Origin of the sequence: Streptomyces alfalfae (assembly GCF_004127445.1) — a bacterium.
In the GTDB taxonomy this organism is placed as follows: domain Bacteria; phylum Actinomycetota; class Actinomycetes; order Streptomycetales; family Streptomycetaceae; genus Streptomyces; species Streptomyces alfalfae.
In genome coordinates, this window is record NZ_QEXM01000010.1 from 39,303 (window position 1) to 62,526 (window position 23,224).

The following is a 23,224-nucleotide window of genomic DNA, read 5'->3' on the forward strand; positions in this document are numbered from 1 at the left end:
GACGGACGGGCCGGGAGACCGGTCGCCGCGGCGCCACCCGGCCGCGGGCGCGGCGGGCCGCGAGCCCTGCCGCCCGCTCACTTCAGCAGGCGCGACATCCGCCGGTCCGCCAGCGGTTTCCCGCCCGTCTGGCACGTGGGGCAGTACTGCAGCGAGGAGTCGGCGAAGGACACCTCGCGAATGGTGTCGCCGCACACCGGGCACGGCTCGCCCGTGCGGCCGTGCACGCGCAGGCCGCTCTTCTTCTCCGCCTTGAGCCGGCCGGCCGCCAGGCCCCGTGAGCGCTCCACCGCCCCGGTCAGCGTGGTGACCAGGGCCCCGTACAGTCCATGGACGTCCTCCTCGGTGAGGCTCGACGTGAGCTTGAAGGGGGACATGCGGGCCGCGTGCAGGATCTCGTCGCTGTACGCGTTGCCGATGCCCGCGATGAGGCTCTGGTCGCGCAACGCCCCCTTGACCTGCCGCCGTTCGCCCGCGAGCAGCGCGGCGAACCGCTCCTCGCCGAAGTCCGGGGCGAACGGGTCGGGCCCCAGGCGGGCGATGCCCTCGATCTCCGCAGGCTCCGGCGTCACGTACACCGCGAGGCGCTTCTGGGTGCCCGCCTCCGTGAGGTCGAAGCCCTGCCGGGTGTCCAGGGCCACCCGCAGCGCCAGCGGGCCCTTGCCGGGCCGTGGCAGGCCCTCGGGGAGCGGGTCGCGCCACTGCAGCCAGCCCGCGCGGGCCAGATGCGTCACCAGGTGCAGCCCTTCGGCGTCGACGTCGAGGAACTTGCCGTGCCGCGCCACACCCGTGACCGTGCGGCCCTCCAGGGCGAGGAGGGGCGGGTCGTACGTCTTGAGGACGTTGACCGCGACGGGCACGACGGCCGTCATCCGGCGGCCGACCAACTCGTCCGTCAGAAAACCGCGCAGCGCCTCCACTTCGGGCAGTTCCGGCATGGCTCTCCCTCACTCCTCACGGTGTCCGACGGTCACGGTCACGGGCGTCCCCCTCGGTCCCTGGCCGGCATGACGAACTCGCACCAGACGCTTTTGCCGCTGCCCCGCGCGTCCACGCCCCAGCCGTCCGCGAGCCGGTCCACCAGGAGCAGGCCACGGCCCGAGACGCCCTCCTCGCCCGCTTCCCTGCGGTGCGGCAGGGCGCTCGAACAGTCCTCGACGTCGACCCGCAGCCGCCGGTCGGCGCCGCTCAGGACGCGCAGGGTCACGACCGCGGCGCCTTCGGTGTGCATCAGCGCGTTGGTGATCATCTCGTCGGCGACCAGCTCGATCTCGTCGGCCCGCTCCCCCGCGCCCCAGGCCCGCACCGCGGCCCTGATCATGCGCCGCGCCTCGGTGAGCGCCTCGGGGTCCCCGGGCGCGACGTGCTGCTGGAGCCGGCCGCCGGACAGGGGCGCGTCCCGCGTCCTGCGGCGCAGCAGGAGCAGCGCGGCGTCGTCGTCCCCGCCCCGGCCGTCGACGATGCCGCAGAGCCGGTCGACGAGCTTCCGCAGGTCCCGGGGGCCGGAGGCGACGAGCCCCGCGAGGGCCCGCAGACCGTCGTCCAGGTCGTGCCCCGGCTCCTCGACGAGGCCGTCGGTGCAGAGCAGCAGGGTCTGTTCGGGGCCGAGTTCGAGGGTGGTGACGGGGTAGTCGAGCCGCCCGAACTCGGCGGAGAGGCCGAGCGGGAGGCCGCCGGCGACCGGCAGCCTGCGGCAGGAGCCGTCGCCGCGCAGGAGCAGCGGGTCGAGGTGCCCGGCGCGCACGAACCGCACCATGCCGGTGGTGAGGTCGGCCTCCGCGTACAGGCAGGTCGCGAAGCGGTCGGTGTCCAGCTCGTGCAGGAACGTCGAGGCGCGGGCCATGACGGTGGCCGGGGCGTGCCCCTCGGCGGCGTAGGCGCGCAGCACGATGCGGAGCTGGCCCATCACGGCGGCGGCGTGGGTGTCGTGGCCCTGGACGTCGCCGATGACGGCGCCGACCCTGCTCCCTCCTGAGCGGGCGCCGCCGGGCAACGGGATGATGTCGTACCAGTCACCGCCGATGTCGCGGCCGACGGCCGCCGAGCGGTATCTGACGGCGATCTCCGCGCCGGGCACGCCCGGGATGGTGCGCGGCAGCATGGCCTGCTGAAGGCCCTGGGCGAGGTCCTTCTCCTGCTCGTAGAACATGGCGCGCTGGAGGCTCTGCGCGATGCTGCTGCCGAGCGCGACGAGAACGTTGCGCTCCTCGGCGGTGAAGCCGGTCTTGTCCCGGTAGAGCAGGCCGAGTACACCGATCGGCTTGGCCTGCGCGATCAGCGGGAGGTAGGCGGCGGCGGTGATGCCGAGCCGGTCGATGTGCGGCCACAGGACCGGGTAGGACTCGGCGAAGTCCCGCGCGGACTCGATGTAGCGGGGGGCAAGGTTCCTGACGACCTCGCTCATGGGGTACGGCTCCTCGACGCGGGTGAGCCGGGTGCCCGGCACGAAGCTGCCCGCGGGGCCCTCGGCGACCAGCCGGATGCGTCCGGCCTCGACGAGGCCCATGACGAGGTTGGCGGCACCCAGGTGCGCGAGGCCGTGGTTGTCCCGGAGCACGTCGATGACGTCGCTGACCGTCCGGGCGTGCGCCAGGGCCGCCGTGGTGCCCTCGACGATGCTGGTCCTGCGGCGTCGCTCGGCCTCGGCGTCGGCCAGCTCCCGCAGGGCTGGCGGGCTGTCGCCGAGCTCACGGGTGGCGTCCCTGACGACGCCCACGATGCGGTGCGGGCGGCCGGCGCCGTCGCGGCGGATGCAGCCGTGCGTGTGGGTCCAGCACAGGGCGCCGTCGCGGTGGCGTACCCGGAAGTAGGCGCCGTAGGTCTCGCTGCCGTCCTTCAGGGCGCTCGCGACGGTCTGGTCGAGGCGCCTGCCCTCGGCGGTGGGGACGCGGGCGGCGAGCGTCTCGGGCCTGCCGTCGTACTCGTCGGGGCGCAGGTCGAAGACCTCGTGGGCGGTGGCGTCCATGGCCATGAGGCCCTTGTCGAGGTCCCAGTCGAAGCACCCCATGCGCAGCGCGGGCCCGTACAGCTCGAGGAAGCAGCCGCCCGGCCGCCCGGCCGGCTGTCCACAGCGGCAGTGCCCGGCCGGGCCGTGCCCACCGCTGCCCGCGTCCATGGCCCCACGCTAGGCGGGGCCCCGGACGCGCGCACGCGGGGACGGCCCGGGCGCGCACACGCCGCGCTACGCCGTCTCGGCGACCTTGCTCTGCACCCGCACCGCCACCTCCGACCACATCTCCGCGCTCTCCTTGGCCAGGTACGCCACGACGCCGCGGCAGTGCGGCGGGACCTTGTCGAGGATCTGCTCCCACTCCTCCACGCTGATGGAGTGGACGCTGAGCAGCCGCAGCAGCGTGCGGCCGATCTCGCTGAAGCGCAGCGCCGGGTCGGCCTTGAGGCGTTTCACGGCGGCGGCGCGGTCCTGCGCGGAATCCTTCGCCAGTACGGCCGACGGCGCGCGGCCGAGCCTCGGTGGGGCGGCCGCCGTGCCGTCGGCGCCCCGCGCCTGCCTGCCGCGGCGCGTCAGCGGGTCCTCGCCCCGCATCATGCGGTTGCGCACGTCCCGAACCGTCTCCGGCGAGATCGCGGCGACCCTGGCGACCTGCCGCAGGGACAGCGTGGGGTTCTGCGCGATCAGCTCGCTGGCGATCCTGCGGCCCTCGGCGCCGTTGATCGGCCTGACGCGGCCGTCGTGGCCGATCCTGCTGCCCTGGTCGGCCCCGCTGCCGGATTCGCGGCGGCGGAGGTCGGCGACGGTGCCCGCGGCGATGCCGCTCACCGAGGCGATCATGCGGTCCGACCACTGCGGGTGCGAGGCGATGATGCGGGCGGCGGCGCGCTTGCGGTCGGCCGTCGACAGCGGCAGGCCGTGCGTGACGTTCGACTCGACGGCGAGGACGAAGGCGTCCTCCTCGGCCCCGTCGAAGTACTTCACCGCTATCTTGCGCTCTCCCCTCAGCTCGGCGGCGCGCAGCCGGTGCAGGCCGTCGATGACCCGCATCGTCGGACGGTGCACGGTGATGGGCGGCAGCGGGGTCTGCACGACCGCCAGCGCCGCCACGTGTTCCTGGTCCACTCCGGACGTCCGCGGTGAGCCCGCCACCGCGAGCGAACCCGTCTCCACCTCGACGACCATCATCCGATCGAACGCTTCGTGCTCGGACATTGCCAATTCGACTCCCCCTGATGCGATGTCCCCCGTGGGTCTCCGTGTTCCCGCACGGATTCGCGCACGTCATATCCGCGTACACTCCCGCCCTTGACCAAGGGCGCCATGAATGGAGCGCGACGCGGGCCCCGCTGACGTGTTCTCATCCGGCTCGTACGACGAAAGGCGTGGCGCGCGACGGCGGACGAGAAAAGCCGTCGGCCGGCGCGTGCATTTCGCGCCTGACTTCCCGTCGGAATCATCGGAAACTCATCTGACCGAACGCGTTCAGCCTAACAACGCGTATTCGGAGCCGGTACCCCTCACTCATAGTGGTCCCACAGGTTCCGCCACCCCTAGGCACCCCTACCGGCCCGCGCTCCGGCGGCCGGGCGGGCGGGGGTGCGCCCCATGAGCGGGGCGAGGCCGGCGACGGCTTCCGCCACCTCGGCTGCCTCCGGACGGGTCAGCGCCTGGTCGCCGTCGCAGAGCGCCGTCGCCGGGTCCGGGTGTACGTCGACCATGACGCCGTCCGCGCCCGCGGCGAGGGCGGCGCGGGTGAGCGGCAGGACGAGGTCGCGGCGTCCGCCGGAGTGCGAGGGGTCCACGATCACCGGCAGGTGGGAGAGGCGCTGGACGACCGGGACGGCGCTGATGTCCAGGGTGTTGCGGGTGGCGGTCTCGAAGGTGCGGATGCCGCGCTCGCAGAGCACGATGTCGAGGTTGCCGCGCTGCGCGATGTACTCGGCGGCCATCAGCCACTCCTCGATCGTGGCGCCGAAGCCGCGCTTGAGGAGCACCGGCCTGCCGGCCTCGCCGACCGCCTGGAGCAGGGCGAAGTTGTGCATGTTGCGGGTGCCGATCTGCAGCATGTCCGCGTAGGGGGCGACGAGCCTGACGCCGTCGGGGTCGATGACCTCGGTGACGAGCGGCAGCCCGGTCTCGTCCCTGACGTCGGCGAGGATGCGCAGCCCCGCCTCCCCGAGCCCCTGGTAGGCGTAGGGCGAGGTGCGCGGTTTGAAGGCGCCGCCGCGCAGCAGGGAGGCGCCCGCGGCCTGGGCGAGCCGGGCGGCGGCGAGGGTCTGCGCGGGCGTCTCCACGGCGCAGGGTCCCGCGATGACGGTCAGGGTGCCGGGCCCGAGCGGCACGCCGCCCACGGTGACGACGGTCCGCTCGACGTGGTGCTCGCGGCTGACGAGCTTGTACGGGACCGAGATCCGCACGACGTCGAGGACGCCGCGGAGGTGGGCCAGGTTGAGGGCGGCGAAGGCGTCCACGTCGCCCACGAGACCGACGATGGTACGGGTCACGCCGCGGCTCACGAACGCGTCACCCCCCGCGGCGCGCACCAGTTCGACGACGGCGTCCACGTCTTCCTGCAGGGCCTCCGGGGCCATCACGACGACCAAGGGGTTCCTCCCGTGTGTGAGACCGCCCGGAAAGGCGGATTCTGGGCACGAACAAGCGCGTGCGACCCGTGGGAAAACCGCCCCGTCCGGTTATTCCCGGTGGACATGTCCGCGCACAAGATGGAGCGGGGAAAGCGCGGCGAAATCAATGCGGTGACACGTTCGGGGCATTCGCCGGATCCCTACCGTAGAAGCGTCCCCGTCTCTCCTCAAAGCGGTCGGGCCCTGTCGTCCAACTGCGCACCATCGCCGCCGTATTCGACCGCCCCGCCGGCAACGGTCACGGAGTCGAGGACGTGTCCGCCGCCGTGGTGGACGCGGGGCACCGTGGTTCCGTGGGGTCCGGGCCCGGCCGGCCGCCGGCGAGGTCGAGGAGCGATTCCAGGAGCCGTGCCTGCTGCTCGCTGATCGCCAGGAGCCGTTCGAAGTCCCGCCGCAGCGACTCCGCGGTGGCGTCGCCGTCGACGAGCGACGACTTGATCAGCGCGTGGCCCCGCGTGAGCGGCGGGCGCAGCCCGTGGGCGGCGTCGGCGACGAAGCGCCGCTGCGCGTCGTGCACCGTGTCGAGGCGGTCGAGGAGCCCGTCGACGGAGTCGGCGAGGCCCGTCAGCTCCGCCGGGGGGCGCGGCGCCGCGGGCCGCTCGCCGCTGCCGCCCGCGCAGGCCAGCCGGATGGCGCCGGTCAGCGTGCGCACCGGGCTCAGGGCCCGCACGGCGACGAGGCGGCCGAGCGCGGCGGAGGCGACCGCCATGAGGACGAGCGCGATCACCGACCGGACGAGCAGGTGCCGCAGGTGGGCCCCGCGCCGGCGGGCCGCCTCCTCGTGGAGCGGCCCGGTCAGGTCCGCCGCCCCGCCGGGCGCGTGCACGCCGGGGAGTGTCCCGTCGCCGACGAGGATGCCGCCGCCCGGCATCTGGGCGACGAGCAGGCAGATGAGCGCGAGCAGGAGCGCGCCGCACGCGGCGAACAGCGTCCCGTACAGCAGGGTCAGGCGTACGCTCGCCCGCCGCCTGGCCGGGCGGGGCCTCGCCCCGGCGGCCGGGGCGGCGAACGGGGGCAGACGCATGGGCCTCTCAAATCCGGTAGCCGCCCCGAGGGATGGTCTCGATGACGGGCGGGTCGCCGAGCTTGGGCCGCAGGCGGTTGATCGTCGCCTTGACCGTGGTGGTGAACGGATCGGTCGCCTCGTCCCACACCCGTTCGAGGAGTTCCTCCGCCGACACGACCCGTCCCTGGGCCGCGAGCAGGTACTCCAGGACGGCGAACTCCTTGGGCGTGAGCGGCAGTCGCTCCCCGGCGCGCGACGCGACCCGCTGCGCCGGGTCGAGTCTGAGGTCGCCGCGGACGAGGACCGGCGGCAGCGCGATCTGCGAGCGCCGGGCGAGCGCCCTGATACGGGCGACGAGTTCGGCGTAGGCGAAGGGTTTGGGGAGGTAGTCGTCGGCGCCGAGGCTGAAGCCCTCGACCCGGTGCGCGATGGCGCCGGACGCGGTCAGCATCAGCACCCGGGCGTGGGCGGGCTGTTCGGCCAGCCTCCTGCACACCTCGTCGCCGTGGACACCGGGCAGGTCGCGGTCGAGCACGACCACGTCGTAGTCGACCACGCAGGTGCGTTCCAGCGCGTCGGAGCCGTCGTGCACGACGTCGACGGCCATGCCCTCCCTGCGCAGCACCCGCGCGACCGACTGCGCGAGTTCGGCGTGGTCCTCGACCACCAAGACCCTCATCGTCCACCCCTCGCCGAGCGCGTCACGGGCGGCGGGCAGCCGCCTCGGGAACCGATCACGCGGACCACCGTGCCCGATCCCGCGTCACGCACCGGTCACGGCGCGAGCGTACCGCCGGCGCCGGGCCCGCGGACGGCCCCGATCCGGCCCCGCCTGTGCGCCGGAAAATCTTCGGACCGCCGTGTGACCGGACGCCGCGTAGAAACGGAACCGTGCCTCTCCACCGCCTACCCCACGTGCAGCCGGTCGCAGACGTCAGGCGTCGCGGGCCCGTCGCGGTCCCCCGGGGCGGCGAGAGGGCCGAGCTTCGCCGCGAGGTCCGCGCGCCGCTGGACGGCGAGCTTGCGGTAGGCGCGCGTCAGATGCTGCTCGACGGTGCTGATCGTGATGAAGAGCTTGTCGGCGATCTCGCGGTTGGTGTGCCCCTGGACGGCGAGGGTCGCCACCCTCAGCTCGGCGTTGCTGAGTTCGTCCGGGTGGCGGCGGCTGCCCGGGGCCCACGGCTGTTCGGCGGGCTGCGGGCTCCCCGCGTCGGCGGCGCGCGTCGCCCTCGGCACCGGCACACCGCACTCCTCGGCCAGCTGCTGCGCCTTGCGGGCCAGGGCGCGCGCCTGGCCGCTCTTGCCGAGCTCACGCTGCGCGCGCGCCGACTCCTCGGTCGCCCGGCCGAGGTCGAACCGGTGGCCGCGCTCCCGCAGGATCTCCATCGCCTCGTCGAGCAGGGGCGGCCGACGCCCGGCGCTCAGGGTGCTCGCGAGGACGCGCAGGGAGGTGGCGCGGGCCCAGCCCCTGCCCCGGCCCACGAGGGCGAGCTGCTCCTCGGCGAGGGCGCGGGCGCGTTCGGACTCGCCGAGGCGGAGGTGGGCCTCGGCGGCGTCGGTGCGCCAGGGCGCGAGCGCCGGCAGGTCGTACTCCCAGCGCGTCATGAGGTCCCCGCAGGTGAGGAAGTCGTCGAGGGCGGCGTAGGGGCGTCCGGAGGCGAGGTAGTGGTGGCCGCGGGCCCGCAGGTACAGCAGTCCGTCGGGGGTCTGGAACGCCGGGTCGGGCACGGGCACGCTCAGCCGGGACGCGGCCTCGTCGAGGCGGCCCAGGGCGGTCAGGGCGCAGACCGAGGTGGCGAGGGGCGAGGCGACGGCCACGCCCCAGCCGTCGGCGGGCACCAGGGCGAGGGCCGTACGCGCCGACTCCTCGGCCGCGGCGAGGGCGCCCGTGCGCAGGGCGATGCGGGCCCTTGCCGAGGCGAGGAGCGCCTGCCACATGGGGGCGCGGCGCGCGGCGGCCTCCTCGCGGAGGATGCCGCACCAGTGGGCGGCCAGGTCGAGGCGGTCGGCGAGGACCAGGGCGTCGAGCGCCACCAGGAGCGCGGTCAGGGTGCGGTCGCCCAGGCGCGTGCTCTGCAGGATCTGCTCGGCCCGGACCACGGCCTTCCCGTCCGCTCCGGCGAGGAGCGCCTTCATGAGGCTCGCCGCCCGCTGATGGGGGCCGCGCGCCCGGCCGCGCTCGTGACGGAGTGCCGACTCCTCCGGCGTCTCGTGCCCGGCGGCGGCGTGCTCGGGCGTCCGCTGCCGGGGTGCGGCGGCCGTCCGGCGCCCCGGGGCGCCGGTGGCACGGGTCCGGGCGGACGCGGCGAGCCCCGGATAGGCGTACGTCAGCCAGCCGCGCGGGCCGTCGTGTGCGTAGGGGGCTCCGCTCGCCCCCGGCCGTCCGAAGGGGCTCGTGCCGTTCCGCTCGGCGGTGCGGAGCACGCCGAGGGCCCGCTCCACCTGGCCGAACCAGAGCAGGTGCGCGGCGAGTTCGTCCACGTGCCGGAGGTCGAGGCGGCCGTCGAACGCCGCGGTGGTCAGCTCGGGCAGGTGCTGGGCGACGCCCGCGGGGTTGACGCGCCAGCCCGCCCGGGTGAGCGCGGCCCGGATCTCCAGGGCCTGGCGCTCGTCGGTGCGGGAGTCGCGGGCCACCCGCAGGCAGGTGAGGGCGAGGCCGACCTCGTCGTCGGCGAGGGCGCGGCCCGCGGCCTCGATGAGAACGCGCAGCGCCCAGGGCGCGTCCGCCTTCCGGGCGGCGATGAGGTGCCGGACGACGACGGACGCCGCCGCGCCGTGCTCGTGCAGGACCTGGGCGAAGCGGGCCTCCAGGCGGGTGCGGTCCGCGGGGTCCATGCCGCGGAGCACCGCGGCGCGCCCGGCCTCGTGGCGGAACCAGCCCGCGTCGAGCAGGCCCGCCTCGTTCAGCGCCCGCAGGCCGCGGTGCGCGGACTCCCGGGTGCCGCCGAGGGCCTCCACCACTTCGGCGAGGGAGACGTCGGGGCCCGCCACGGCCAGCGCCCCGGCGAGCCGGCACGTCGCGGTGTCGCTGCGGTAGAGGGCGGTCATGACGGCGCGCGCGAAGGCCTCGCCCGGCGCCAGGTCGGCGCGGGCCGAGGTGGCGCCCGCGGCCCTGTGGTCCTCGATCAGCGCGCGGGTGAGCAGGGGACTGCCCCCGCCCGCCCGGTGGATCTGCGAGACCAGTTTGCGCGTGCGCCACCCCGGTTCGTCCGCCTCGTGGATCATTTCCGCCACTCCTTGCCGTTGGAGCGGCGCGAGTCTGATATTTCGGCAGCCCGCGAGGCGCAGCAAATCGACGTGTAAACGCGTATTGACGGACGGGAAGCCGCTGTTCTCCGCGAGGACGACCAGAATGCGGCTGAAGCCGAGTCGGCGGGCGAGGTAAAGAAGGCATTCCAGGGAGCGTTCGTCGGCGTGCTGCACATCGTCGATGCCGAGCACAACGACACTTTCCCTCGCCTTTTCCAGCACGACTCCGCAGAGCCCGGGCACCACGCTCGGCTCCCCGGCGGCCAGCGCCCCCGTCTCCACCCCCTGAGTCATGCTCATGTCACTGTTGCCCCTGGAAAGACGGGCCGCGGGCCGGACGCCCGACCCGTGCAGACCGGCGCCGAGCAGCAACTGCCCCATCACCCCGAACGGCTGATCACACTCCGCCTCCGACGCCGTGGCCTGCACATACAGCGCCCCAGCCGCACTCGCGCGCTCCCCGAAGGCGCGGAGCAGCGCGGTCTTGCCGCTCGCCACCGCGCCACTCACCAGCAGGACCCCGCCACACCCTCTCGCGCACGAGTCGAGCATGCTTTCGAAGATCGAGAGTTCCGTACCGCGTTCCACCAAGTTCATGAGCCGACTTCTCCCCCGTACCTGACGGCTGATCCGCGAGCGACCGGACGACCAGCTGGATCAATTACCGACGTGACCGACCTCCCCTGCGTCGACTCTGCCATATCCGGAAATCAACTGCCAGCACTATTTGACCTAATGCCATCTTATTACCGTAACGAACGCGCCACCCGCAAGAGGATCGGACGCCCCCACTCCGCATGAGGTGCGGCCCGTCCCGCATTCGCCTGAAGACGAATTCAGCGGATTAATAGAACGCAGTCGCGAGGCGCGGGAAATGACGGCGGGGGCTGCCGTGGCGGCAGCGACGCGAGGGGACCGCTCCGATTGGCCCGATCGGCATGATCCGGTCTCCGCCGCCTGACCTGTTGTCGACCGGTGCACCGGCCCGACCGGTCGCCGACCGGTGCGCGGTCCGCGCGCGGGCGCAGATTACCCGCCCCCGCTTCCTCCGTCAGCCCCTCCGTCAGCCCCGGCGGCACGCCGGGTGGCGGACCGCGCGCCACACGGCCGATCGGCCTCACCCAGCGTCACAATGGAGGCGTGCAATGGTTCACGGCTGACGCGTACGGGTTGAGCCGCCTGGTCTTCCAGCGCGCTCTGGCCGCGGTGTACCTGGTGGCCTTCCTCGGGGCCGCTCGGCAGTTCCGGGCACTCATCGGGGAGCGCGGCATGCTGCCGGTGCCGAAGTACGTCGCGCGGGTGCCGTTCAAGCGGGCGCCGAGCCTGTTCCAGCTGCACTACTCCGACCGGTTCTTCGCGCTCTGCGCGTGGACGGGCTGCGCGGCGGCGGTGGCGCTCCTCGCGGGCGCCGACGGCCTGCTGCCGCTGTGGGGCGCGATGCTGCTGTGGCTGCTGCCATGGGCGCTCTACGTCTCGATCGTCAATGTGGGACAGACCTGGTACGGCTTCGGCTGGGAGTCGCTCCTCCTCGAAGTGGGCTTCCTCGCGGTGTTCCTCGGCAACGAAGAGGTCACCCCGCCCGTCCTGGTGCTCTTCCTGCTCCGCTGGGTGCTGTTCCGCGTGGAGTTCGGCGCCGGGCTGATCAAGATGCGCGGCGACGCCTGCTGGCGCAGGCTCACCTGCCTGTACTTCCACCACGAGACGCAGCCGATGCCGGGGCCGCTGAGCTGGTTCTTCCACCATCTGCCGAAGCCGGTGCACCGGGCGGAGGCGGCGGCCAACCACGTCACCCAGCTCGTCGTGCCGTTCCTGCTGTTCACCCCGCAGCCGGTGGCGACGGCCGCGGCGAGCCTCATGATCGTCACCCAGCTCTGGCTGGTCCTCTCCGGCAACTTCGCCTGGCTGAACTGGATCACCATCGTGCTCGCGGTCCCCGCCCTCGACCTCTCGGGGCTGCGGGACCACGGGCCCTACCCCGCCACCCCGCTCTGGTACGAGGTGGCGGTCATCGCCGTCTCCGCGCTGCTCCTCGCGCTGAGCCACCGTCCGGTCCGCAACCTCGTCTCCCGGCGGCAGGTCATGAACACCTCCTTCGACCCGCTCCACCTCGTCAACTCCTACGGCGCGTTCGGCAGCGTCAACCGCGTTCGCCAGGAGATCGTGGTCGAGGGCACGGCGGACGCGGTGGCGCGCGAGGACGGCGACTGGCGGGCCTACGAGTTCAAGGGCAAGCCGGGCGACGTGCGCCGCCGGCCGCGCCAGTTCGCCCCGTACCATCTGCGGCTCGACTGGATGATGTGGTTCGCCGCGCTCTCCCCCGCGTACGCGCGGGCGTGGTTCGGGCCGATGGTGGAGCGGCTGCTCGAAGGGGACCGCGACACGCTGCGGCTGCTGCGCCGCTCCCCGTTCCCGCCGGACGCGCCGCCGCGGTTCATCCGGGCCAGGCTCTACCGCTACCGCTACACGACCTGGCGGGAGCTGCGCGCCACGGGAGCCTGCTGGGAGCGTACCTACGTCCGCGAGTTCCTGGCGCCCACCCGCCTTGCCGCGCCCGCTCAGCCGCCGGGCAGGCCGTAGACGCGGCGGGCCGTGCCGGCGAAGACCTCGGCGTGGGCGTCGGCGTCGAGGGAGCGGTCAGCAGCTCCGCCGCTTCGAGCACCGCGCCGTACGGGGCGGCGAGCAGGCTGACCGGCCAGTCCGAGCCGAACATCAGGCGCTCGGGCCCGAAGGCGTGCAGGACCGTGTCCGCGTAGGGCCGCACATCGTCCACCGTCCACTGCGCGTGGTCGGCCTCGGTGACCATGCCGGAGAGCTTACGCCGTCCGCGCTGAAGTCCCAGACCCTGCGGTGCGTGGCGGGCACGGCCAAACCGCCGTCATCGCCTCGCGGGCCGTGCGGCAGCGGCGGATGTCGTCGGCGAGGTCGGCGCCGACCTTCAGCTTGATCTGGGTGAAGCCGTCGGCGACGGTCGCGCGGGCGAGGCGGGTCAGCTTCTCGTCGCTGTAGCCGAGCCAGCCCGGCGAGGTGGTGTAACCGGGGAAGCCGCGCTCACGCAGGACCGCCTCGCGCGCCGCCGCGCCCCGACGGCCCTGCCGCAGCAGGGCGAGGGCGGCCTCGGGGGTGAGGGCGTCGGCGATGTAGCGGAAGTCGACCTGGGAGACGAGCCATTCGGGTGTGGCGTCGGCCAGGAGCTGCCACAGGGGCTTCCCGGCGCGCTTGGCTGCGAGGTCCCAGACGGCGTTGACGACCGCGCCGATCGCCATGTGCATCACACCCGGCTGGCGCGTGAGGGGCCCCGGCGCCATGGCGCCGGGGCCCCTCACGCGCTATGACGTGCGCCTCAGCCCCTGCTGAACCGCAACGTCACCAGCTCGAACGGCCGCAGCCGCACCGCCACCGCGCCGCCGCTCAGCTCCGGGGCCGCGGTGTCGGCGAGCGGACGCTCCAAGAGGTCGGTCACGGAGACCGAGGCCGCGGTGAAGCCCGTCGTCAGCGTGGCCCTGGCCCGGCCCCCGTGCGCCTCGTGGAAGCGGACGACGACGTCACCGCTGCCGTCGTCGGCGAGCTTGACCGCCGTGACGACCACCGCGTCGTTGTCGACGGTGACCAGCGGCGCCACCTCGGAGCCGCCGGTGAGGCAGCGCTCGGGCAGGTTGACCCGGTAGCCCTCGCGCACCGCGTCGCCGATCGCCGCACCCGGCGCCAGGGCGTGCCGGAAGCGGTGCACGCCCTGGTCGGTCTCGGGGTCGGGGAAGCGCGGGGCGCGCAGCAGCGAGACGCGGACGGTGGTGGTCGTCCCCGCGTCCTCGGCGCGGACGGTACGGGTCACGTCGTGGCCGTACGTCGAGTCGTTGACCAGGGCGACGCCCCAGCCCGGCTCCTCCACGTGCACGAAGCGATGGTTGCACGCCTCGAACTTGGCGGCCTCCCAGCTCGTGTTGGTGTGCGTGGCGCGGTAGAAGTGGCCGTACTGGGTCTCCGACGCGTAGCGCTCGGCGTGGATGTCCAGCGGGAAGGCGAGCTTGAGGAACTTCTCCGTCTCGTGCCAGTCGACCTCGGTGTCGATGTCGAGGCGCCGGCCGCCGGGCGCCAGGGTGAGCACCTGGGTGAGGCGCGAGTCGCCGAAGGTGCGCACCACCCGCACCGAGCCGCCCTCACCGGCCACCACCTCGTCGGCGTCCGTGAGGTCGGTGACGGTGTTGCGGTAGAACTCGTCGACGTCCCAGGCGTCCCACATGTTGGGGAAGTCGGCGTGGATCTGCGGCAGGTTCGCCGCCCCGCCGGGCGCGACGGTCTCCCGGTCGGCGACCAGGTCGTAGGCGGAGACGACCAGGCCCCGGCCGTCGATCTCCACCCGGAGCAGCCCGTTGTCCAGGACGAAGCCGCCCTGCGCGCGCGAGGCGATCGCGGTCCGGCCGTCGACGGTCACACGCCCCGCGCCGCCTGCGGGCACGCCGCCCCGGCTGTGCGGCGTGGCGTTGAAGACCAGCTCGGTGGTGCCCTCACCGGCGAGGGCGCGCTGCGCCCCGTCGATGATGCCGGTCAGCTCCTGTGCGAGCGCGGCGTAGGTCGCGCGGGCCTCGCGGTGCACCCAGGCGATGGACGAGCCGGGCAGGATGTCGTGGAACTGGTGGAGCAGCACCGTCTTCCAGATGCGGTCCAACTGCTCGTAGGGGTACGAGAACTCCTCGCACCGGACGGCGGCCGTCGCGGCCCACAGCTCCGCCTCGCGCAGCAGGTGCTCGCTGCGGCGGTTGCCCTGCTTGGTCCCGGCCTGGCTGGTGAGGGTGGCGCGGTGCAGTTCGAGGTAGAGCTCGCCGACCCAGACGGGGGCGTTGGGGTACTCGGCCTCGGCCTTCTCGAAGAACTCCGCAGGCGTCTCCCACCGAACCGTCGCCGAACCCTCCAGGTCCCGCATCCGCGCGGCCTTCGCGATCATCTCGCGGGTGGTGCCGCCGCCGCCGTCGCCCCAGCCGGTGGGCGCGAGGGAGTGCCGCGCCACGCCCTTGTCCTTGAAGTTCTTCGCGGCATGGGCGATCTCACTGCCCTTCATGGAGCAGTTGTAGGTGTCGACGGGCGGGAAGTGGGTGAAGATCCGGGTCCCGTCGATGCCCTCCCAGTTGAAGGTGTGGTGCGGGAAGCGGTTGGTCTGCGACCACGAGATCTTCTGTGTCAGCAGCCACTTGGAGCCGGCCGCCTTGATGATCTGCGGCAGGCCCGCGGCGAAGCCGAAGGTGTCGGGCAGCCACGCCTCGTCGTTCTCGACGCCGAACTCGTCGAGGAAGAACCGCTTGCCGTGGACGAACTGCCGGGCCATCGCCTCGGAGCCCGGCATGTTCGTGTCCGACTCCACCCACATGCCGCCCGCGGGCACGAAGCGCCCGTCGGCGACGGCCTTCTTGACCTTCGCCCACACCTCCGGGCGGTGCTCCTTGATCCACGCCCACTGCTGGGCCTGGGACATGGCGAAGACGAAGTCGGGCTCGTCCTCGATGAGCGCGGTCATGTTGGACGTCGTACGCGCCACCTTGCGCACCGTCTCGCGCAGCGGCCACAGCCACGCGGAGTCGATGTGGGCGTGGCCGACGGCGCTGATGCGGTGCGCGGAGGGCTCGGCGGGGGTGCTGAGCACATCTTCGAGCGCGGCGCGCGCGGCGGCGGCCGAGCCGTTCACGTCCTGGAGGTCGACGGCGTCGAGCGCCCTGCCGACCGCGCGCACGATGGCGTAGCGCCGCCCGGAGTCCTCGGGCAGCTCCTGCATCAGCTCGCCGAGGACTTCGAGGTCGATGACGAGCTGCCACACCGTCTCGTCGAAGACGGCGAGGTCCATGCGCTCCAGCGTGTACTGGGGTTCGCTGCCGGCGGTCTCCTTGTCGCCCAACCGCGTCGGCAGGAAGGGGTGGTAGTCGAGGATGACGGGGTTGGAGGCGGCCTCGATGTGCAGCCGCACCTCTTCGCCGCCCTCGGCCGGCGCGGCCACGCGCACCCACTGGTTGCGGGGGTTCAGCCCCTTCACCGGGGTGCCGTCGGGCCGGTACACCAGGCCCTCGCACTGGAAGCCCGGCATGTTCTCGTCGAAGCCGAGGTCGAGGATCGCCTCGACGGTCTTCCCCGCCCACTCCTTCGGCACGGTCCCGGTCACCCGGAACCAGCTGGTCCCCCAGGGCGCGCCCCACCGCTCCCCCACCCGGGTCGCCACCGGCTCGGCGGCGAGGCCCTCCGCCACGGGCACGGGTTCGCCGGGGGCGTTCCAGACGGCGACGTCGAGGGGGACGGAGGCGGGGTGGACGGCGGGCCTGATGCGCTCGTCGAGGACGCGCTTGAGGCGGGCTTCGACGAGGGTGCGGTCGTCATGCATGAGGGTTCTCCTGGGGGCGTGGCAGGGTCGGGCCTGTCCGGTGGTCGAGGACGAGCGCGAAAGCGCGGTCTACGGGGGTCGTGCCGGCCTAGCGGACCTCCTCCGGACGAACGACGGACGTGATGCCCCGCGCGGCGAGGTACCCGGTGTCCGCCACGCGTCCGGCAAGGACCACCGCGGGCCGCACGCCGTCCGCCACCAGGCGAGCGAACGCCTCGAACACCGCTCCCCCGGGCGCGCACGCGGACCGCCGCTCCACGGCGTCGTCCGCGACGACCGCGGTGGTCCGGGGCGCCGGATCGTGCGTTCGGCCCCGCCACTCCTTGGCGACGCGGGCGATGGCGGAGCCCGCGGGCTTGACCCGCCCGTCGTTGGTCAGCAGCCCGAGGCTGTACTCCAGTTCGGGGAAGTCCGCGAGGTCGCGCGACACGTCGTGGGAGCACCACCACGTCACGCCCCACAGGTCCTGGCAGTCGAGTGCTGCGGCGATCGTCTCCTCGGTGAAGGCGGCGGCGTGCTCGGCGGGGATCAGCGGGGCGGGGGCGCCGACCTCCTGGAGCCAGACGGGGCGGCGCGGGTCGTCCGCCCAGGCCTTGGACAGCTCGATCAGGTACGCCGCGTGCGTGCGGGTGGCCGCGCCCGTGCGGCCGTGCCGCTGTGCCGTGCCGTTGAACACCCAGGAGTGCACGGCGGTGACCGCGCCGAGCCGGGCGGCCTGCGCGGGCGTGAAGGGCTGGTCGTCCTGGTACCAGGCGGCGTCGTACTCGGCGTGCAGATGCAGCTTGCCGGGGGCGCCCTCCTCGCAGGCGGCGAGGACGGTGCGCAGCCAGGCGTCGGCCTGCTCCGGGGTGATGCGGTCGGGGTCGGGGTGGGGCCCGGCGGAGAACTGGTTGACCTCGTTGCCGATGGTCATGCCGATGAAGTTGGGCCGGTCGGCGAGCGCGGCGGCGAGCGTCCGCAGGTACGCGGCCTGCCCCGCCACCACGTCGGGGTCGGTGAAGATGTTCCGCCGGTGCCAGGTCTGCGTCCACGCGGGCAGGAAGTCGAAGCTGGACAGGTGTCCCTGGAGGCCGTCGACGTTGACGTCGAGACCGCGCTCGGCGGCGGCGTCGGCGAGCCGGACGAGCTGCTCGACGGCGCGCGGGCGGATCAGGGTGCGGTTGGGCTGGAAGTACGGCCAGATCGGGAAGACCCGCACGTGGTCGAGGCCGAGGGCGGCCACCGCGTCGAGGTCGGCGCGCACGGCGTCGATGTCGAAGTCGAGCCAGTGGTGGAACCACCCCTGGGAGGGCGTGTAGTTGGCGCCGAATCGCGGCGTCCTTGCAGGGGGTGCGGAAGGCGGTGCGGAAGGCAAGGCGAGTCCTGGTTTTGGGGGGGGAGGTGTGGCGTGGGGCGGCCCCGGCGAGCGGCGGCGGTCAGCCCTTGACGGCGCCCTCGCCGACACCGCGGAAGAAGTACCGCTGGAGGCAGGCGAAGAGCACGATCAGCGGAAGCACGGCGATGACCGTGCCCGCGGCGACGAGGCGTTCGTCGTTGGCGAAGGTGCCGTGGAGGTAGTTCAGGCCGATGGTGAGCGTGAACCGCTCCGGGTCGCTGAGCACGATCAGCGGCCAGAGGAAGTCGTCCCAGGCGCCCATGAAGGCGAAGATGGCGACGACCGCGAGGGTGCCCTTGACGGCGGGCAGCGAGATCCGCAGGAACCGCTGCCAGACGTTCGCGCCGTCCACGAAGGCGGCTTCCTCGATCTCGTAGGGCACGTTGAGGAAGGCGTTGCGCATCAGCAGGACGTTGAGCGCGGAGACGCAGCCGGGCAGCAGCACCCCGATGAGGGTGTTGTTCAGGCCCAGCTCCCGCATGGTCGTGAACTGGGCGATGATGATGCCCTCGACGGGCACCAGCATGGCCAGGACGAAGACGACGGTGGCCGCCTTGCGGCCGCGGTAGCGCAGCCGCGCCAGGGCGTAGCCGGCGAGGGTGGCGCCGACGCAGTTGGTGACGACGTTGGCGGCGGCGACCTTCAGCGAGTTGAGCGCGTAGTCCCACACGGGGATGGTGTCGGCGACCCGCTCGTAGTTGTGGAAGGTCGGGTCGGAGGGCAGGAACGTGGGCGGTGAGCTGAAGATGTCCTCGTGCGGGCCCTTCAGCGAGGTGGAGAGCTGCCAGAGGAAGGGGCCGATCATCAGGGCGAGGACGGCGAGCAGCAGCCCGTAGCGCAGGACGATCTCCCATACGGGCATCCGGCGGCCGTTCTCGTCGGTGATGCGCCGGCGGCGGGGCTTCGGCGCGGGACGCGCCCCGCGTCCGGCGGCCGTCGCGGGGATCTTCTCGGTGGTGCTCACGCGTCCTCCTTCCGGTCGGCCCGCAGCACGAGCAGCATGAGCGTGACGGTGACGACGAAGACGACGACCGAGATGGCCGAGGCGTAGCCGACGCGTCCGGTCAGTCCGGTGCCGACGCGCTGCACCAGCATCACCAGCGTGGTGTCCTCGCCCGCGGGCCCGCCGGTGGGGCCCGCCATCAGATAGACCTCGGAGAACACCTTGAAGGCGGCGACCGAGGAGAGCGCGCCCACGAGGACCATGGTGGAGCGCACGGCGGGCACGGTGACGGTGAGGAAGCGGCGCACCGCTCCCGCCCCGTCGACCGCCGCCGCCTCGTGCAGTTCGCGCGGCACGTTGGCCAGCGCCGCCAGGTAAATGATCATGTAGTAGCCGAGGCCCTTCCAGACCGTGACGGCCATGGCGCTGAACAGCAGGAGCCACTGGTCGCTGAGGAAGCCGACCTTGCCGGCGCCCACCGCTTCGAGGACGGCGTTGACCAGGCCGCGCTCGTCCAGCATCCACACCCAGATCAGTCCGACGACGACGATCGAGGCGACCACGGGGGTGTAGAAGGCGGACCGGAAGAAGGTGATGCCGGGGATGTGCTTCTGGACGAGCATGGCGAGCAGCAGGGGCAGCAGCACCAGCGCGGGGACGACCACGAGGACGTACAGCGTGCTGTTGCGCAGCCCGATCCAGAACATGTCGTCGTGCAGCAGCTCCGAGAAGTTGGCGAGGCCCACGTACTCGCCGGGCATCAGCGTCCGCTTGTCGGTGAAGGCGTTGTTGAGGGTGCTGAGGAACGGATAGAGGATGAAGACGGCGACGATCACCAGCCCGGGGGCGGCGAACAGCCAGGGGCTGGTGGGCAGTTGTCGCCGGATCCTGGCGGGCCCGCGGGGCGCGGGCCCGTCGCCCCGCCCCGCGGCGACGCGGCTCGCGTCCGTGATCGGGGCCTCGGTGGCAGTACGCGTCTTCATTGCTGACGTTCCCTGGTCGTGGCTGGGCACGGTGGTGCCGCTCAGCTCTGCCGCAGCAGCCGGTCGCAGCTCTTGACAGCGTTGTCAAGAGCTTCCTCGGGGCTTTCCTTGCCCTGGAGCGCCTTGGCGACGGAGTTGCGCAGCTCGACCTTCATCTGCTCGCTGAAGAGCACGGGCGTGTAGTTGACCGCGGTCTTGACGGACTTGGCGGCGGCCACCCGTACGCGGGTCTCCTCCTTGCCGTCCTGCTTCGTGAAGTACGGGTCGTCCAGGGAGCCCTTGGTGCTGGGGAAGATCGCGACCTGCTTGGCGAATGCCATCTGGCGCTGCGCGTCCGTGACGAAGTGCGCGAAGGCGACGGCGGCCGGCGTCTGCTTGGTGCGGGCGTTCACCATCACGCCCATCACGTACATGTTGTCCTTGCCGGTGCTGCTGATCTGCGGGGTGATCCCGATGTTCTTGTACAGCTTCGGCGCGTCCTTCTTGAACTTCTCCAGGTCGAGCGCGCTGCCGGGGTTCATCGCGACGGCCTCGGTGAGGAACTTCTTGCCCGTCGACTCCGGCGTCGCGGTCAGCGCCTGCCCGTCGAGCGCCTTGGCGTCGTACAGCTTCTTGTACTTCGTCAGGAGCTCGACGCCCTTGGCGTCGTTGAAGGTGAAGCCGGTGCCCTCCTTGTTCATCAGCGGGACGCCGTAGCGTCCGAAGTCCTCGATGGTGGGGACGTTGGCGAGCGTGGCGATCTTGCCGTCGCTCTTCTCCGCGAGCTGGAGCGCCTGGTCGAAGAGCTGGTCGTAGGTCTTCGGGGGCGTGTTCTCGTCGAGGCCCGCGTCCTTGAAGAGGCGCTTGTTGTAGAACAGCGGCCCGGTGTTCAGGTACCAGGGGAAGGCGTACGTGCCCTCCGTGCCCGGTATCTGGTGGCTCTTCCAGGCGCCGGGGAGGTACTCCTTCTCGTACTTCCCCGCGGCCTTGTCGAGGTCGAGCGCGAGGCCCGCCTTGGCCAGCGGGGCGACGAGGTCGGGCGAGACGTTCACGACGTCGGGCAGCGTGCCCGCGGCGGCGTCGGCGCTGATCTTGTCGGCGTAGCCCTCGCCGGGCTGGTCGACCCACTTCACCTCGGTGCCGGGGTACTTCTTCTCGAAGTCGGCGACCAGGCCCTCGAAGTAATCCTTGAAGTTGGCCTTCAGGTTCCAGGTCTGGAAGGTGATCTTGCCTTCGATCTTCCCCGAGGCGTCGGTCGACCCGCCGCCGTCGCCTCCGTCGCCACAGGCGCTCAGCGGCAGCAGGACAGCGAGGACGGCGCCCGCGGCGACCGCTCTGCGAGGGATACGGGAGATACGCACGGTGAAACGGCTCCTTTGCTCGGCCCAGCGTGAGACGGCGGTGACTGCGGCCGTCAGAGCCGGGCCACTTTCGCCGAGGCTGACCCTGCATCGCGCGGTGGCGCAAAGTCAATGGATTGGGGCAAGAAAAATTCCACTTCGCCGCCACGTCCCGTCAACCGGGCAGGTCAGAAGCGCGTGTTGAAGACCTTGCGGCAATCGACTAATGCGCTTTAGAGTCACTGCGCTCAAGCGCATTAGTGCGCGGGCATCAGGAAAGGGGCAACGGGTGCAAGGCAAGCGGTCACCTGCGCGCAGGCCGACCATGAAGGACATCGCGCGCCGCGCGGGGGTGTCCGAGAGCGCCGTCTCCTTCGCGCTCAACGACCGGCCGGGCGTCTCCGACATCACCAGGGACCGCGTCCGCAGGGTCGCCGAACAGCTGGGCTGGCGGCCGAGCACCGCCGCGCGCGCCCTGTCCGGCGAGGGCTCGGCGACGGTGGGCCTGGTGGTGGCACGCCCGGCGGCGACGCTGGGCGTCGACTCGTTCTTCCTCCAGCTCATCTCGGGCATCCAGGAGGTGCTCGCCGAGCGGCACCTGGGCCTGCTGTTCCAGGTGGTGGAGGACGTGACCGCCGAGTGCGCGGTCTACCGGCGCTGGTGGGCCGAGCACCGGGTGGACGGCGTCCTGGTGGTGGACCCGCGCACCGACGACCCGCGGCCCGCCCTCCTGCACGAGCTGGGCCTGCCCGCGGTGGTCACGGGCGGCGTGCCGGAACCGGACGCCAAGCACCCCTCGCTCTCCACGGTGTGGGCGGACGACGCGGGCGCGATGGCGTCGGTCGTGGGCCATCTGCACGCGCTCGGGCACCGCCGCATCGTGCATATCGCCGGTCTCGAAGGCCTCGCGCACACCGAGCGCCGCATGCGCACCCTGCGCGCCGAGGCGGAGAGCCGCGGCCTGTCGGGGGTGCGCTCGGTGACCACCGACTACTCCGACGCGGAGGGCGACGCCGTGACCCGGCGGGTGCTCACGTCCGCCGAACCGCCGACCGCCCTCGTCTACGACAACGACGTCATGGCGGTGGCGGGCGTCGCCGCCGCGTCCGCCCTCGGCTTCGGCGTGCCCACGGACGTGTCGGTGGTGGCCTGGGAGGACTCGGCGCTCTGCCGCATGGTGCGCCCCTGGCTCACCGCGCTCTCCCGGGACACGGTGGCGTTCGGCCGCACCGCCGCCCGCGAACTGCTCGCCCTGCTGGACGACGGGCCCGCGGCGACGGTGCAGGTGCCGCTGCCGCGGCTCATCGAGCGGGAGAGCACGGGGCCCGTGCGGCGGTAGCGGCGACGCGCACTACTCCCCCGTGCCGGCGGGCGGCCCCGGCGGCCACGGCAGCCGCGCGAGGATCGGCAGCAGCGCCTCCTCCTCGAAGTCGAGGTGCCGGGTCAGCTCCGCGGACATCCGCGCCAGTTCGGTGCGGAAGGCCTCGGGGTCGGCGTCGCCGATGCCGGCGAGGAGCGCGACGAGACCGCCCTGGACACGGGCCACCTCCCGGTGCTCCTCCGCGAGCCGCTCGAAGGTGTCGCGCAGTTCGGGGTGGTGGCCCGCCATCACGGGGAACAGATGCGCGTCCTCGCTGGTGTGGTGGAACGCGAGGGCGTCGCAGAAGGCCAGGCAGTGCTGCCGGATCCGCAGCCCGAGGCCCGGCACGGGAGGCGCCTCGGGGCCCTGGTGCGCGGCGAGCGCGGCGAAGTACGCGTCGGTCTCATCCCGCACGTGCCGCAGCTGGCCGCGCAGCCAGAGGTGCACCTGCGTCATCTTCTCGGCGAAGTTTCCCGCCTCGGTGGGGATGCCGGCCTCGTGGGCGGGCCGCTCCAGGGCGACGACCGGCAGGAGCCTCGTGGTGCGCTCCTGGTAGTCGGCGTAGCCGGGCTCGGCGGCCACCACCCGCTCGAAGAGCAGGTCGCGGCGCTCCCCCTCGGCGGGGACGGCGACCGCCTGGAACTCCTCGACGCCCAGTTCGACGCGCACCGAGGGGTGGGCGAGGACGTTGTGGTACCAGTCGGGGTGGCGCGGGGCTCCGAGGTTGGACCCGACGATCAGCAGCAGGTCACCGTCGCGCACGAAGCCGAGCGGGGTGGTGTGCTCCTTGCCGGACTTCGCGCCGGTGGTGGTCAGCAGGAGGAGTTCGACGCCCTCGAAGGGGCCGCCGACCTTGCCGCCGTTGGCGCGGAACTCCTCGACGACGGACTGGTTGAAGGGTGTGGGCATGACGGTGTCGGTTCTCCGTACGGGGTGCTGGGACCGCGCCGGCGCGCACGGAAACGGCGGCGGCGAGCGCGGCGGAAGGTGGAGGGGGTCACGCGGGACGCGTCCGCGCGGCCGGGGCGCGCGA

The 23,224-nt window shown here is 72.8% G+C and carries 15 protein-coding genes and 2 pseudogenes; 2 read left to right on the forward strand and 15 right to left on the reverse strand.

Annotated features, from left to right (window positions below; translation table 11 throughout):
* Positions 1-77: 77 nt before the first annotated feature.
* From DCW30_RS02610 to DCW30_RS37860, 7 genes are all read right to left on the reverse strand, one after another.
* Positions 78-938 (reverse strand): Fpg/Nei family DNA glycosylase, encoded by an 861-nt coding sequence (locus DCW30_RS02610; protein ID WP_076682888.1) that lies wholly within the window; start codon positions 936-938, stop codon positions 78-80.
* Between the two features lie 38 nt (positions 939-976).
* On the reverse strand, positions 977-3,115 hold the full coding sequence (locus DCW30_RS02615; RefSeq protein ID WP_076682890.1) for a SpoIIE family protein phosphatase: 2,139 nt from the start codon (positions 3,113-3,115) through the stop codon (positions 977-979).
* Between the two features lie 66 nt (positions 3,116-3,181).
* Positions 3,182-4,165 carry a ParB/RepB/Spo0J family partition protein gene (locus tag DCW30_RS02620; protein WP_076682892.1) on the reverse strand — a complete coding sequence of 328 codons (984 nt, stop codon included), beginning with the start codon at positions 4,163-4,165 and terminating at the stop codon, positions 3,182-3,184.
* Between the two features lie 338 nt (positions 4,166-4,503).
* On the reverse strand, positions 4,504-5,547 hold the full coding sequence (aroF, locus tag DCW30_RS02625; protein ID WP_237283522.1) for a 3-deoxy-7-phosphoheptulonate synthase: 1,044 nt from the start codon (positions 5,545-5,547) through the stop codon (positions 4,504-4,506).
* Between the two features lie 289 nt (positions 5,548-5,836).
* The gene (locus tag DCW30_RS02630; RefSeq protein ID WP_076682896.1) at positions 5,837-6,622 is read right to left on the reverse strand and encodes a histidine kinase dimerization/phospho-acceptor domain-containing protein; all 786 of its coding nucleotides are present in this window, start codon (positions 6,620-6,622) and stop codon (positions 5,837-5,839) included.
* Between the two features lie 7 nt (positions 6,623-6,629).
* Positions 6,630-7,283, reverse strand: a complete 654-nt coding sequence (locus DCW30_RS02635) for a response regulator transcription factor (protein ID WP_062778108.1) — start codon at positions 7,281-7,283, stop codon at positions 6,630-6,632.
* Positions 7,284-7,510: 227 nt separating this feature from the next.
* A complete protein-coding gene (locus DCW30_RS37860) occupies positions 7,511-10,450 on the reverse strand; it encodes a helix-turn-helix transcriptional regulator (protein ID WP_076682898.1) in 2,940 nt (979 codons plus the stop codon).
* Positions 10,451-10,993: 543 nt separating this feature from the next.
* Here DCW30_RS37860 and DCW30_RS02645 point away from each other — a divergent pair.
* A complete protein-coding gene (locus DCW30_RS02645; protein WP_076682900.1) occupies positions 10,994-12,430 on the forward strand; it encodes a lipase maturation factor family protein in 1,437 nt (478 codons plus the stop codon).
* 97 nt (positions 12,431-12,527) lie between these two features.
* Here the strand turns inward: DCW30_RS02645 and DCW30_RS38040 are convergent.
* From DCW30_RS38040 to DCW30_RS02680, 7 genes and pseudogenes are all read right to left on the reverse strand, one after another.
* Positions 12,528-12,656 (reverse strand): annotated as a pseudogene (locus DCW30_RS38040) (amidohydrolase family protein); the annotation flags it as partial.
* A gap of 73 nt (positions 12,657-12,729) precedes the next feature.
* Positions 12,730-13,134: pseudogene (locus DCW30_RS02655) on the reverse strand (fuconate dehydratase); the annotation flags it as partial.
* 59 nt (positions 13,135-13,193) lie between these two features.
* On the reverse strand, positions 13,194-16,211 hold the full coding sequence (locus DCW30_RS02660) for an alpha-mannosidase (protein WP_076682902.1): 3,018 nt from the start codon (positions 16,209-16,211) through the stop codon (positions 13,194-13,196).
* An 88-nt stretch (positions 16,212-16,299) separates the two neighbouring features.
* On the reverse strand, positions 16,300-17,565 hold the full coding sequence (locus tag DCW30_RS02665; RefSeq protein ID WP_076682904.1) for a glycoside hydrolase 5 family protein: 1,266 nt from the start codon (positions 17,563-17,565) through the stop codon (positions 16,300-16,302).
* A 61-nt stretch (positions 17,566-17,626) separates the two neighbouring features.
* Positions 17,627-18,550: a carbohydrate ABC transporter permease gene (locus tag DCW30_RS02670; RefSeq protein ID WP_076682906.1), complete on the reverse strand. Its 924-nt coding sequence runs from the start codon at positions 18,548-18,550 to the stop codon at positions 17,627-17,629.
* A complete protein-coding gene (locus DCW30_RS02675) occupies positions 18,547-19,512 on the reverse strand; it encodes a carbohydrate ABC transporter permease (RefSeq protein ID WP_076682908.1) in 966 nt (321 codons plus the stop codon). Before DCW30_RS02675 ends, DCW30_RS02670 begins: the two co-directional genes overlap by 4 nt.
* A 41-nt stretch (positions 19,513-19,553) precedes the next feature.
* Positions 19,554-20,852 carry an extracellular solute-binding protein gene (locus DCW30_RS02680; protein ID WP_076682910.1) on the reverse strand — a complete coding sequence of 433 codons (1,299 nt, stop codon included), beginning with the start codon at positions 20,850-20,852 and terminating at the stop codon, positions 19,554-19,556.
* Between the two features lie 304 nt (positions 20,853-21,156).
* Here DCW30_RS02680 and DCW30_RS02685 point away from each other — a divergent pair, with 304 nt between their 5' ends.
* Positions 21,157-22,170 (forward strand): LacI family DNA-binding transcriptional regulator, encoded by a 1,014-nt coding sequence (locus DCW30_RS02685; protein ID WP_076682912.1) that lies wholly within the window; start codon positions 21,157-21,159, stop codon positions 22,168-22,170.
* A gap of 12 nt (positions 22,171-22,182) precedes the next feature.
* Here DCW30_RS02685 and DCW30_RS02690 read toward each other — a convergent pair whose 3' ends face one another.
* Positions 22,183-23,100 (reverse strand): nitroreductase/quinone reductase family protein, encoded by a 918-nt coding sequence (locus DCW30_RS02690; RefSeq protein ID WP_076682914.1) that lies wholly within the window; start codon positions 23,098-23,100, stop codon positions 22,183-22,185.
* Positions 23,101-23,224: the final 124 nt, after the last annotated feature.